The sequence below is a fragment of the Cyclobacterium xiamenense genome, from assembly GCF_900109255.1.
In the GTDB taxonomy this organism is placed as follows: Bacteria; Bacteroidota; Bacteroidia; order Cytophagales; family Cyclobacteriaceae; genus Cyclobacterium; species Cyclobacterium xiamenense.
In genome coordinates this window covers 23,904-37,262 of sequence record NZ_FNZH01000008.1, presented here as the reverse complement: position 1 = coordinate 37,262, position 13,359 = coordinate 23,904, and the positions used below count along the sequence as shown (strand labels likewise).

Here is a 13,359-nt window from a genome sequence, read left to right as displayed (position 1 = left end):
AATCACCGGCCTTGTTGCAAAAAAAAAGCCTGCCCATTGCATGGCGGTTGTGCCCGGCCCCTACCTGTCAGGATGGTAGTATTCCATGGAAATGACTTTTTTAGGGCATGTATACCCAGGAGATCAAGCTGTAGGCCGCAGCCCATAGCAGCAGAATTGCCAGGAAATTCAGTACGACTCCCGCTTTCATCATGTCTTTTATGCCAATGTATCCACTGGAAAAAAGAATGGCATTGGGTGGGGTGGAAATGGGTAGCATAAAAGCAAAACTGCTGGCCATGGTCACCGGGATGGCAAAAACCAACACCGACGCTCCCAGTCCATCGGCAATACCCATCACCACGGGTAGGAAAATGGTTACCAGGGCTACGTTACTCATGACCTCGGTCAGAAATAAGGAAACGGCCGTTAATGCCAAAACCAGCAAAGCGACCGAAAACCACTGATTTTCGGAGATATAGCTCCCAATCTCCTGAATGATTCCTACTACTTCCATGCCTTTTGCCAGGGACATCCCTCCGCCGAAAAGCAGTAAAATTCCCCAGGGAAGCCGCTCCATGCTCTTCCAATCCAGCAACTTCCTTCCTTGCAGACGCGTTGCGGGGATTAAAAAAACCAACAGCCCACCCACCATGGCAATGATGGTATCATTTAGGAAGGGGTTGGGAAGTACGTTATTCAAGGGATTTCGGAATATCCATAGGAGCGCCGTAAACACCAGCACCCCGGTGGTACGAATCTCCGCACTGCGAATCGGTCCGAGGGTATCCAACTGGTCTTGGATCATTTCCGCCGATCCGGCGATAGGCCCCAGCCGGTTTGGGTAGGCCACTTTCACCAGAAACAGGTACATCAGCGCACCCATGACCAAACCTATCGGCAAGCCCACCAATAGCCATCGACTGAAATCCAGGGAAACCCCGTACAGTTCCTGCATGTATCCCACCAAAACCACGTTTGGAGGCGTGCCGATAATGGTGATGACCCCACCGATATTGGCGGCATAGGCAATCCCCAGCATCAAGGCGAAGGCGAAATTGCGAAAGCCCTTTTTACGCTCCAAGCCCGGATTGGTAGCCTGCATCAACTGCAAAATCGAAAGCGCAATGGGCAACATCATGACGGCAGTAGCAGTATTGCTGATCCACATGCTTAGAAACATGGTAGCCAGAAAAAAGCCCAGGATAATGCCATCCGGCCGGGTACCGGTAATTCTAATCAGGTTGAGGGCAATGCGCAGGTGAAGCTTGTTTCGCTCCATGGCCAGGGCAATGATAAACCCACCCATAAACAGGTAAATCACCGGGTTGGAATAGGGTGCGGTTGCTTCGCTCATGCTGAAAATCCCTAAGAGAGGGAGCAGAATCATCGGCAATAAGGCCGTGACGGGAATAGGTACCGCCTCGGTCACCCACCAGCAGAGCATCCATACCGCCAGCGCCAGCACCCGGCCGGCATCCCCCAGCTCGCCTGCACCAAAAGACTCGCTTCCCATGATCAAGGCAAACAAAACCGGACCCAAAAAAAGACCCACATTGCTGGTAGTCGATACTTCCCGGACGGACTTGGATTTATTCATAGCAGGACATTGCGGCAGATTGGAACGGCCTAAAAATAAGGCGAATTTTCAAGAACTACCGCACCTAGGTTCAGCAAATTCGGCCCTGACAGAAATCCAACTCCCCGGTCTGCCTCCCTCAGCCGAAACAGAAATAAAAAAGCTTTTTTTGTTTTAGGTATTTCGGTTTACCTTCGTCCTTTGAAAGAAACGGAGAAGCAATCGAATTATGAGAACCTGGTTTTTGTGTAAAGTGAAGTATGCCAAAGAGAACGAGCAGGGGCTGCTCAAAAATGTATCCGAACAGTACCTGGTAGATGCCGTTTCCTTTACGGAAGCTGAGGCCCGGATTTACGACATGCTGGGCAGCGTGATTCGGGGCGATTTTCAGGTCACCAGCATTGGCAAAAGCAATATCGTGGATGTGTTTTTTTACGAGGATGTAGACGTGTGGCACAAATGCAAAATCACCTATATCGTAGCGGATGCCGACAGCGGCAAAGAGAAAAAAGTAACCCAGTACATGCTGGTCACGGCACACCATGTAAAGGAGGCCTACGAGCGCATCTATGAAAGCCTAAACAACATGCTCGTTAGTTTCAACGTGCCGGAAGTAAGCGAAAGCCCCATTGTGGAGATTTTTCCCTACGAAAAAGACGATGAGGAACTTAATCCTGCCATTCCGGATAATTTCAAGCCCTTGGAGCAAACGCGTACCGAGGGGGACGATCAATAGGGCTGGGATAGTTGCCTCTTTCCGCAACACTCTTTTTTCTACCGGCTGGCGGGATAGTTGGCCAGGTAGGCCTGGATGCCTCCCCTCAGGTTAATCAGGTTTGTAAATCCATGTTTCTTCTCCAGCAGTTGAATGGCGCGCGCGCTTCGGGAGCCCATTTCACAATGCACGACCACCTTTTTGTCCCGGTCTATTTGTCCGACCACTTCTTCCAAACGGGAAAGTGGAAGGGAAAGTCCACCGATGTTGACACGTTGGTATTCATACGGCTCGCGTACATCGATAAGCTGGTACGGCTCGGTACTTAATTCCAGTTCGTGAAACTTTTCCACAGAGATCCCCTTGCTTTCTGCTAGTTGATCCAGCCCGCAAAAAGCCTGGTAATCGATCAGGCTTTTTTGGGTGGGGCGATCTCCATTCAGGGGGTTATCGGGCCTTCTTTTGACCACAAATACCCGACTGCTAAACCCCAGGGCATCAAAGAGCGCCATCTTCCCGCTCAGCACCTCGCCGATTCCGGTGATTACCTTGATTACTTCCAAGGCTTGCATGCTGCCAATGATACCGGGAAGCACGCCGAGAATGCCGCTCTCCGCACAATTGGGCACCAATCCTGCCGGCGGTGGGCTTGGATAGATATCCCGGTAATTGGGACCAATACCGCCCGATTTATCGCGGAAATTAAACACCGCGACCTGACCTTCAAATTGGTACACCGAACCGTACACATTGGGCTTTCCTGCCAACACGCAGGCGTCGTTTACCAGGTACCGGGTGGGGAAATTGTCCGTGCCGTCTGCCACCACGTCGTATTGCGCAATAAGGTGCAGCGCATTTGCAGACGTAAGGCGCTCCTCGTACGTAAGAATCCGAATGTAGGGATTGATCCGTTCCAGCCGATTTTTCGCTGCCAAAACTTTGGGTTTTCCGATCTGATCGCTGTCAAAAATCACCTGTCGGTGCAAATTGGAAGCATCCACGCGATCGAAGTCAACGATTCCGATTCGGCCTACCCCTGCAGCAGCCAGGTACAACAGCAGCGGGCTACCCAAGCCACCAGAGCCTACCACCAACACGCGGGCATTTTTAAGTTTTTCCTGTGCCTCCGGCCCAAACTGAGGCAAGGCAAATTGCCGGCTGTAGTGCTCAATTTCCCCATCGGAAAAAACACGGTCGTTCATCATAAGCTGCAGATTCATTTCAAAGTTAGCTACTTTTCCTGGCTATCTCAATACACCAGCCGTGTATCGGACCAAAGACACTTTTTATCGGTCCCACAGTCAGCTGCGATGTTTGTTGACCAAGGTTTACCGAAATTTTCAAGAAAAGGCAAACCAAAAAATCATTTTTTTGGTTTCAAATGCATATTCTTTTATACATTGATGTGATTTTATTAACTTGCACGTTAAACCGATTAAACGAATGAAAAGAGTTTCATTAATTTTTCTAAGCCTCTTCGTCTTTTTTTCATTTCCTACATTTGGCCAGGATGACCGCACAGACCGACTGGGAATTGGTGTCGGACCAGCCAAAATGTATGGCGACAATACCGGCGTTCACAGCCAGTTTAAATTTAAAGTGCTTCCCGTTATTTCCGTTGATTACAGCAAAAGGTTAGAAACGCATTTCGATGTGAAAGCCACCGCCGGATGGCAACTGGTCAACAGTGGGGATTTCTATTCAATGGAACAAATTGACGAGATCGCTGAAGCGAATTTACCGCATGCGTTCAGAGGAAACGTCTTTTTTGCAGACGTAATGCCTATTTACCACATCAATCCCAACGAGAGTGGGTACCTTCCCTCCTTGATCAAGGTATACGCAGGATTAGGGTTGGGCTATTTTTATTCCCAACGCACCGACGAACGATTGATCCTTGGCGATCCCCGCCGGAGAACGGAAACCTACCCTGCTTCCGACTCTGGCGTTTATATTCCCGTACGGATAGGTATCTACAAGGATCTTAAATCGGATGCAGACATCGGCCTGGAAGCTACGCTGATGATCAGCCCTTTTTCCGAATTGGATGGCAATGACCAGCAGCAAAAACGATTCAAGTCAGACATGCTCATGCAATTTCAGTTTTACTACCGGATTTTTATAGGCAAATAAGGATTCCCAGGGACCTGATCATCGCCACGCGTGATTCGTACGTAATTTTTAGATAATTTTCAGATAAACTTTTTAAAAAGCACATATCTGTTTAGATTTAAAAGTTCTTGTTCTTAGCGATTACTTTATGAAAATCAACAGTTATGTCTTGTTTCTTTCCGTTGTTGCGGCTTTGGGAGGATTTTTATTCGGTTTTGACACCGCGGTTATCTCGGGTGCCGAAAGGCAAATTCAGGAAGTGTGGAACCTAAGCGATTGGAGTCACGGTATGGCGGTAGCCATTGCGCTTTACGGTACTGTCATTGGGGCCCTGTTTGGTGGGATACCGGCAGACCGGTATGGACGAAAGTCATCCCTGATAGGAATCGGCATCTTGTACTTTGTGTCGGCTGTGGGATCCGCATTGGCACCAGAGGTCTATTCATTTATGGTGTTTCGCTTTATTGGAGGCATTGGCGTTGGCGCTTCTTCGGTGGTAGCCCCCATGTATATCAGTGAAATCTCTCCCGCAAAAAACCGCGGACAGCTGGTGGCCCTGTTTCAGTTTAATTTGGTTTTCGGTATTCTGGTCGCCTATTTTTCCAATTACCTGATCGGACGTAGCATTGACGTCGAGAGCTGGCGCTGGATGCTGGGGGTAGAAGCCATTCCAGCGTTGATTTACACCCTACTGGTACTCAAGGTTCCGCTTAGCCCCCGCTGGTTGATTGCAAAACGAGACGATTTCGAAAATGCAGAACGTATTTTGAAGCGCACCGATCCGGAGGGGGTATCGGAAGCGATACGACTGGCCCTGGAAGAAAAAAAATTAAGCAAAGTTACCGTAAGTTTTTCGGCCCTGTTTCACGCCAAATACATTCGAATCACCTTATTGGCCGTGTTTATTGCACTATTCAATCAGCTCTCCGGCATCAATGCGATCATTTATTTTGCGCCCCGGGTGTTTGAAATGGCAGGTATCAGTGCGGAAAGTGCCTTGTTGTCCACGGTGGGTATCGGTGCGGTAAACATGGTCGCCACCATGCTGGGATTGTTTCTAATTGACCGAATTGGTCGAAAGAAACTGATGTACATCGGGTCGTTTGGGTACATCGTATCGCTGGTATTAATTGCGTATTCCTTTTCCGGCGGGCAGATAAGCAGCAGCTTTCTGCCCATATTTGTTTTCATGTTTATCGCCTCTCATGCGATCGGTCAGGGTGCGGTGATCTGGGTATTTATCTCGGAGATTTTTCCAAATGAAATTCGCGCTTATGGCCAATCGATCGGCTGCTTTACTCACTGGATACTGGCAGCGATTATTGCCAACGTCTTCCCCTTCTTTGCCAATCAATTCGGAGCAGTGGTGATATTTGGATTTTTCGCTTTGATGATGGTACTGCAACTCGCCTGGGTACATTTCAAAATGCCGGAAACCAAGGGCCGCTCTCTGGAAGAAATTCAACAAGAATTCAGTAAAGAAAATGCCTAAAAAAATTGTTTGCTACGGAGAAATGCTATGGGATATCTTTCCAAAAGAGAGTATTGCAGGTGGGGCACCGATGAACGTAGCCTTGCATCTGCAGCACCTGGGCATGGAGGTGGAAATGATTTCGAGAATCGGCGATGACAAACTGGGTAAGAAATTACTGGCATTCGTAAAAGGGTTTGGGCTTTCGGATACCTTCATCCAGGTCGATCCGGAAATCCCGACAGGAACCGTGCGGGTCAACGATCAGGATAAAGAAAACATACGCTACGATATCGTCAAACCAGCTGCCTGGGATCACATTCAATGGTCCGAAACGATGGAAAAAACGGTCAAAAACGCAGACGCCTTTATTTTTGGAACTCTGGCTGCCAGACACGAGGTAAGCAAAGCAACGCTTGATAAATTACTGGAAACACCGGTACTCAAAATCGTTGACATTAACCTGCGGAGCCCCTACTATTCCGCCGATTTGATCGAACAGTTTTTAACCAAAGCAGACATCCTGAAAATCAACGAGGACGAACTCACCTTATTGGCCGATTTCTACGATCTTCCAAGTAGCATGGAAGCAGCGCTGGAGAAAGTAAGCGAGCTTTTCGGTTTTGAACTCATTTGCATTACGCTAGGTAGCAAGGGAGCGGCCCTCTATCAGGACGGGGAAATCATCAGCCATCCAGGATACCCGGTGACCGTGAACGATACAGTAGGGGCAGGAGACGCGTTTTTGGCAGGCTTTGTATCCCGATACCTTGCCAACGAATCTCCCGAAAAGGTATTGGATTTCGCCTGCGCCCTGGGCGCATTGGTAGCTACCTATCCGGGCGGTACTCCCCAATACACATGGGGAGACATCCAACGCATCCAACAGCTCTGAGCCCTTCGCTGTATTGTTACTTAAAAGCTGATTCCGACAGCTACCTTAAAGCCCCTGTTAAACACGTCTGCATCCGAATCCTTAAAAACAGGAACCAGCCCAAAATCGTATCCTACCTGAAAATTCAACCCGGATGAGGGATTGTATCCCAGTCCGACTACCACTGCCGCATCAAAATCACTTATGGTATCGGTCTCCCAGTCGTAGGTATTGCCCAAGGCGTCTGCTTCGAAGGAGGAGTCCAATAGCAGCGACGCCTGCGGCCCGAAAAACAGGTTTACTGCATCCGTTGCATAGAGACGAAAAAGCAAAGGCGCATCCAGGTAATTTAACACAGCCCGGGAGTTAACGAGGTCGTCGTTTTGCGTACCTTTCACGGCATAATAAATACCTGGCTCCACAGAAAAACGCTCTCCGACAAAGCTGTTCCCGTAAATCCCGGCATGAAACCCGGTACGGTTGGTGTACCCGGTACTGCTGATATCCTGTCCTCCCCAATTAAAAAAACTGACTCCACCCCGTAGGCCAAAGCCAGGTTCTCTCTCCCCGTCCTGGGCCATCACTGGCGTCTGCAGGAAAAAAACACATGCGGTGATTGCCATTACTACTTTTCTCATGGTGCGTTTTTTATTGGTTTTACAACTAACTATGAAACCAATTTTGTGCCAAAAAGTAATACGCTCCAAACCGATGCTCCCACGCTTGTTCCGATAGATGCTTCCCCGTTCTGTCGGAAAACCACCAAAAAGCCTTCGCGTCAAACCACGCGTTTTTCGATATAGCTGGAATTAAGGATGGCCAGGGCACCCATGTATTTGAGTCGGAATTTGACCAGATCACCCACTTTATAGCCCTCGGGGTTTTCCCCCAGGTTAATGATGAGCATATCCGAACTGGCTCCTAAGATTTCAAACTCCCCGTCATCGGCGATCAGGTATTTTGGATCCACGTCCAGCAATCCCAGATCCAGAATCGCCCGGAAGGATGATTTCCCATACAGGGATTCATCGATATCCGCTATTTCACCCTGAGGGTTTGTTGCCAACATCCCCGAAGGCAACAGTGGTTTTTCCTGCATCTCAATGATCTCTGCAAACAACTCAAACACGTCCGGGTTCATTCCGTCAATCGTCTTCTCTTCGAAAAGATCCACACCAAAATAAAGGGTCTCACCTATGCGGAAATGATTCACTCCCTTGGGTAATTGCTTGTGCAGCATTAGTGGAATGGTCACCGAAGTACCCGCAGAAACCCAGGGTATTTTTTTATTGAATTTCAATTCAATAATTTGCTTGTACAGCGAAAGCTGAATCAATTTGTCGGCAGAGGGCATGACGCCATTGAGGCAGTTCAAATTGGTCCCCAAGCCAATGATTTCAAGATTGGGCAATTCAAACACCTTGGCATAAAAATCAATGAGGTGGTCTCCCATGACTCCTTCCCGGAGGTCTCCGGTCTCCACCATGATGATGATTTTGTGCTTTTTGTCCTGATTGACCGCCTCCTCGCTAATCCATCGGATGGTATTCAGTTCGCTATTCAGGCTTACATCGGCATACCTGACCATGTCGGCCAGGTTTCTTTTGGAGGGGGGCTTGATGTACACCGTTTGCACGTTGGGATTGATTTCCTTTACCTTAGCCAGGTTGCTAATGCGGGAATCGTGTATTTCGTCGGCTCCCATGTCTATCAATTCTTTGATGTACATGCGGTTACCGCAAAGGATTTTTGAGACCACGCCCCAGGATACCTCGTTTGCTTCAAATTCTTTTTTCAGAAATTCAAAATTTCCTCGTAGTTTATCGCGATAAAGGTTTAAGAATGCCATGTTATTTTTTTAATCTCATTTCCAGGTACTTGCTCGTAAACCCGAGCTTTTCGTACAAAATTTTGGCCGGATTATCGGGTTCTACGTGGAGAGCGATGTCACCCTCTGCCATACCGATAGCGGTAGACATGAGTTTTTTTCCCAATCCCTTTCCCCGTTGGGATGCATCGACTGCGATGTATACCAAAATATTCTCTGGGATATAACCGGACATACCGGTCTTGTTGACCACGACCGTACCTACAATCTTCCCCGCTTCCCTGGCCATTACGACAAAACCTCCCTTGTCGCCCGCCTGATCCAGCGCGTAGTCGAGACAACGAAGAATATGCTCCTTCGGATCTCCGTACTGCTCCAGGTGTTGAAATAAAAAGTCGGCTATTTCAAGTTTTTGTGGATGCGTTGCCTGATCAATGGGCGAAAGTGTTTCTATAGTAGACATGTAGCGAATAGTGATTAGTTTGGTTTCGATGAATTACTTCTTTGCCTTATAAATAAGCAAAAACACTGCTAGAGATGACAGAACCCCAAAGAAGTTGGGATCCAGACCAAATGGCAGCCCTAAATTCAACATAGACAAGATGGCGGTGGTTCCCCCACCGATGATCATGGAAGCCATGGCTGCCGATGGAGAGCGCATGCCCCAAAAAAGGCCGGCAATGATGGGGACCAAGAGTCCGGAAACCATAAATGCATACGAATACAGCATCAATTCGAGCACATTGGTCATCTGAATGGCAACAAGCAGGGCTACGGCACCTATCAGCAGGGTAAACAATTGGCTCATGCGCATCACAAAACGGTCCGTTTTATTCTTCAGGTACCTACCAAAGATATCCGTGGTGAGATTGCCCGAAGCGGCCATTAGACAAGAGTCTGCCGTGGATAGCACCGCCGAGAAATAAGCCGACATCATCAGCCCCATAATTCCCGGGGGCAACACGGTACTTAATAGGATGGGCAGCCCCATCTCCGGATCCAGTTCTTCCTGACTGACGGCGATGAGTCCCTGTTCGAAGGCAACCTTTGCCAACAGCCCCAGGGAAACCCCCATAAAAGCCATAATCGGCCATTCAAACAACCCGGCAATAAACCAGGCTTTTTTGGCAGATTTCACGTCGGTACTTGCAAAAATCCGCTGATAGAGCGTCATCCCCACAAACCATATCGGCAAAATGGTGATCCCCCAGTTGGCCAAATCCTGCCAACGCAAATTGGTCAGCGAAAAGTACTCTGCAGGTAAGGTTTCCCTTATCGCTTCCCAGCCTCCTACATGGTAATACGAAACCGGCAAACCAATAAAAATAAAGCCCATCATCAGGACAATCCATTGAACAGTATCGGTGTAAATCACGGCTTTGAGTCCTCCCAGTACCGTATAAACCACGGCGATGATACCCATGATCAACAGGGCGAGGTTCAAATCCAAGGGCTTAAAGGTACCGGCAGCAAGCTTTGCCCCGGCCAGCAACTGGGAGGAAGTGAATCCCATGTACCCGACGAAACAGATGACGGCTGCAAGAATGCCCACCTTCCGGTCAAAAAGATGTTGAAATATCTGCGGAAGGGTATAGAATTTCTCAAACTCCGGATTGGCGCGTACCCGCGGGATCAGCAATACCGCTGCCATCCAGGCACCCAATAGACCCGTAAATAACATCCAACTCCCCGATAAGCCCATTAGAAAACCCAGTCCTCCAAGACCCACCGAAAATCCTCCTCCCACATCTGTGGCCACCACGGAAAGCCCTATGTGCCAACTGCCGATATTCCTCCCACCTACATAATAATCGTCTTGTCCGGTATTTCTTCGCATGAAGTACACCCCTACTCCAAGCATTAAAATCATGTAAACGATAAAAATTGCTAAATCTATTAAAGGCATGTTTTATTGGTTAAGTCGATAAATCGCTTCCCATAAATACAATAAAAATTGAGAATTCCTAATGCTGAAGGGGGATAGTACCCGGAGAACACACTGGGATAAGGGAGCCTGTTAAAAAAAAAGACCGGTTTCCCGGTCTTTTTGTGCGTGTATTCTAATCAAACATTTTCCGTACTCAGCGATGCAGAAAAATATTCTCGATTCATTCGCGCAATATTGCTGAGCTTGATCTCCTTCGGACACTCCGCCGCGCAGGCCCCCGTATTGGTACAGGCACCGAATCCCTCTGCATCCATCTGCGCCACCATTTTTTCCGCTCGCTCCCGCTTTTCTACTTTTCCCTGAGGCAGTAAGGCCAGTTGAGAAATCTTTGCCGACACAAACAACATAGCAGAGGCATTCTTGCAGGCAGCTACACAGGCGCCACAACCGATACAAGTAGCCGCATCAAACGACTCATCGGATATTACTTTAGGGATCGGAATTTCATTGGCATCGGGTACCCCACCGGTATTGACCGAAATGTAGCCCCCGGCCTGAATGATCCGATCAAATGAACTACGGTCGACCACGAGATCCTTTAGAATGGGAAATGCGCTCGCCCTCCAGGGCTCTATCGTGATGGTATCTCCATCGCTAAACGAACGCATGTGCAACTGACAGGTAGTGGTTTGCTGGGGGCCGTGCGGCTGCCCGTTAATGTACAGCGAACACATGCCACAAATTCCCTCTCTGCAGTCGTGGTCGAAGTGAATCGGATCCTCGCCCTTATCGGACAGGTCTTCGTTAAGCACATCCAACATCTCCAGAAAAGACATGTCCGATGAAATACCACTGATTGTATATGTTTTAAAGCCACCTTTATCAGATGGGTTTTTTTGTCTCCAAACTTTCAACGTAAGATTCATATCGTAATGAATTTTTTAAGTTCAATCAATTATTTGTAGCTTCTTTGGGTCAACTTGACATTTTCAAAAACAAGCTCTTCTTTGTGAAGAGCCTCTTCTTTTCCCTCTCCAAGGTATTCCCAGGCAGCCACGTAAGCGAAATTTTCGTCATCTCGCAAGGCTTCTCCCTCGGGCGTCTGGTATTCGTCCCTAAAGTGACCCCCGCAGGACTCGTTTCGGTGCAAGGCATCGTCAATCATCAATTCACCCAATTCTAGGAAATCGGCCACACGGTGGGCTTTTTCCAGACTCAGGTTTAGTTCCTCTCCAGTACCCAATACTTTCACGTCGGACCAAAATTCCTCTTTCAGGGTCCGAATCATTTCCTTGGCTTTGGTTAGTCCGGCGGCATTACGCGCCATGCCACAGTGGTTCCACATGATTTTTCCCAATTTCTTGTGAAAATGATCGACCGTTTTGCTGCCCTTGATTCCCAATAACTGCTGGATCCTGCTCTTAACCGTCTCTTCTGCTTTGCGGAATTCCGGATGATCCTCGGGTATTTTATCGTATGGCAAACCAGCCAGGTAATCTCCCACCGTATACGGTGCCACGAAATACCCGTCGGCAAGCCCCTGCATCAGGGCAGAAGCGCCCAAGCGGTTTGCACCGTGATCAGAGAAATTGGCTTCGCCTAAGGCATACAAGCCCGGTACGGTAGTCATCAAATTATAATCCACCCAAAGACCTCCCATGGTATAGTGAACCGCTGGGTAAATCATCATTGGTGTTTTGTAGGGGTTTTCGCCGGTAATTTTCTCGTACATATCGAAAAGATTACCATATTTACCACGGACGGCATCCTCGCCATCTCTCAGGATCGCATCCCTGAAATCCAGAAACACCGCTTCTCCCGTCTCATTCACACCTCTGCCTTCGTCACACACGTACTTTGCATTTCGCGAGGCCACGTCCCTGGGTACCAGGTTGCCAAACGAAGGATACTTGGTCTCCAGGTAGTAATCCCGATCCTCCTCTTTGATGTCTTTTGGCGCAATCTCCCGCTGTCGAAGCTTTTCAGCGATCGCTTTGGTTTTGGGAACCCAAACCCGTCCGTCATTACGTAAGGACTCAGACATCAGCGTCAGCTTGGATTGATGGTCTCCCGAAACGGGGATACAGGTGGGGTGGATCTGCGTGTAACAGGGATTACTAAAGAACGCACCTTTCTTGTGTGCACGCCATGCCGCCGTCACGTTCGAGCCCATGGCGTTGGTCGAAAGGAAAAAGACATTGCCGTAGCCGCCGGTACACAAGAGCACAGCGTGCGCACTGTGCGACTCCACAGCCCCTGTTACCAGGTTTCGCGTGATGATTCCGCGGGCTTTGCCGTCCACGACCACCACATCCATCATTTCCGTACGTGGATACAGCTTCACTTTCCCATTGGCTACCTGTCTGCTGAGAGCAGAGTAGGCGCCTAAAAGCAATTGCTGTCCGGTTTGTCCCCGGGCATAAAAAGTTCGGGAAACCTGTGCTCCACCGAAGGAACGGTTTGCCAGTAATCCTCCGTATTCCCTGGCAAAGGGAACACCCTGCGCCACGCACTGATCAATGATATTTACCGAGACTTCTGCCAGGCGGTAAACGTTTCCTTCCCGAGAGCGGTAATCACCGCCCTTGATGGTATCGTAAAACAAACGGAAAACGGAATCGCCGTCGTTCTGGTAGTTCTTGGCGGCGTTGATTCCTCCCTGCGCGGCAATGGAATGCGCTCGCCTGGGGCTATCCTGAAAACAAAATGCCTTCACGTTGTATCCAAGCTCAGCCAATGACGCCGCAGCGGAAGCACCCGCCAAACCGGTACCAACGACAATTATTTCGTATTTCCTCTTATTGGCGGGGTTGACCAATTTTACATTAAACTTATGTCTGGTCCACTTCTCTGCCAGCGGACCACTGGGTATTTTTGAATCAAGTTTCATCAATATTCAAATTTAAATTCCCT

12 protein-coding genes are annotated in these 13,359 nt (G+C 48.7%); 4 read left to right on the top strand and 8 right to left on the bottom strand.

The features are described 5' to 3' along the window. Positions 1-100: 100 nt before the first annotated feature. The gene (locus BMW71_RS19200; protein ID WP_092177725.1) at positions 101-1,579 is read right to left on the bottom strand and encodes an SLC13 family permease; all 1,479 of its coding nucleotides are present in this window, start codon (positions 1,577-1,579) and stop codon (positions 101-103) included. Between the two features lie 208 nt (positions 1,580-1,787). Between BMW71_RS19200 and BMW71_RS19195 the strand changes: the two genes are divergently transcribed. After that, entirely contained in the window at positions 1,788-2,294 is a 507-nt protein-coding gene (locus BMW71_RS19195; protein WP_092177723.1) for a DUF4494 domain-containing protein, read from the top strand. Between the two features lie 38 nt (positions 2,295-2,332). Here BMW71_RS19195 and moeB read toward each other — a convergent pair whose 3' ends face one another. Then, positions 2,333-3,478 (bottom strand): molybdopterin-synthase adenylyltransferase MoeB, encoded by a 1,146-nt coding sequence (gene moeB, locus BMW71_RS19190; RefSeq protein ID WP_244891232.1) that lies wholly within the window; start codon positions 3,476-3,478, stop codon positions 2,333-2,335. A gap of 238 nt (positions 3,479-3,716) precedes the next feature. Between moeB and BMW71_RS19185 the strand changes: the two genes are divergently transcribed. The 3 genes from BMW71_RS19185 (at position 3,717) to BMW71_RS19175 (ending at position 6,751) form a co-directional block, all read left to right on the top strand. Continuing rightward, positions 3,717-4,406 (top strand): hypothetical protein, encoded by a 690-nt coding sequence (locus tag BMW71_RS19185; RefSeq protein ID WP_092177721.1) that lies wholly within the window; start codon positions 3,717-3,719, stop codon positions 4,404-4,406. A gap of 127 nt (positions 4,407-4,533) precedes the next feature. Continuing rightward, positions 4,534-5,877 (top strand): sugar porter family MFS transporter, encoded by a 1,344-nt coding sequence (locus tag BMW71_RS19180; protein WP_092177719.1) that lies wholly within the window; start codon positions 4,534-4,536, stop codon positions 5,875-5,877. Further along, a complete protein-coding gene (locus BMW71_RS19175; protein WP_092177717.1) occupies positions 5,870-6,751 on the top strand; it encodes a carbohydrate kinase family protein in 882 nt (293 codons plus the stop codon). Before BMW71_RS19180 ends, BMW71_RS19175 begins: the two co-directional genes overlap by 8 nt. A 20-nt stretch (positions 6,752-6,771) precedes the next feature. Here the strand turns inward: BMW71_RS19175 and BMW71_RS19170 are convergent, their stop codons facing one another. The 6 genes from BMW71_RS19170 to BMW71_RS19145 form a co-directional block, all read right to left on the bottom strand. Continuing rightward, positions 6,772-7,368 carry a porin family protein gene (locus BMW71_RS19170; protein ID WP_244891231.1) on the bottom strand — a complete coding sequence of 199 codons (597 nt, stop codon included), beginning with the start codon at positions 7,366-7,368 and terminating at the stop codon, positions 6,772-6,774. Between the two features lie 140 nt (positions 7,369-7,508). Beyond that, a complete protein-coding gene (locus tag BMW71_RS19165; RefSeq protein WP_092177715.1) occupies positions 7,509-8,579 on the bottom strand; it encodes an alanine racemase in 1,071 nt (356 codons plus the stop codon). Between the two features lies 1 nt (position 8,580). After that, the gene (locus BMW71_RS19160) at positions 8,581-9,021 is read right to left on the bottom strand and encodes a GNAT family N-acetyltransferase (protein WP_092177713.1); all 441 of its coding nucleotides are present in this window, start codon (positions 9,019-9,021) and stop codon (positions 8,581-8,583) included. A gap of 33 nt (positions 9,022-9,054) precedes the next feature. After that, a complete protein-coding gene (locus tag BMW71_RS19155) occupies positions 9,055-10,464 on the bottom strand; it encodes a sodium:solute symporter family protein (RefSeq protein ID WP_092177711.1) in 1,410 nt (469 codons plus the stop codon). 158 nt (positions 10,465-10,622) lie between these two features. Continuing rightward, positions 10,623-11,372: a succinate dehydrogenase/fumarate reductase iron-sulfur subunit gene (locus BMW71_RS19150; RefSeq protein ID WP_092177709.1), complete on the bottom strand. Its 750-nt coding sequence runs from the start codon at positions 11,370-11,372 to the stop codon at positions 10,623-10,625. A gap of 29 nt (positions 11,373-11,401) precedes the next feature. Continuing rightward, positions 11,402-13,336, bottom strand: coding sequence for a fumarate reductase/succinate dehydrogenase flavoprotein subunit (locus tag BMW71_RS19145; protein WP_092177707.1), 1,935 nt, complete (start codon positions 13,334-13,336; stop codon positions 11,402-11,404). Positions 13,337-13,359: the final 23 nt, after the last annotated feature.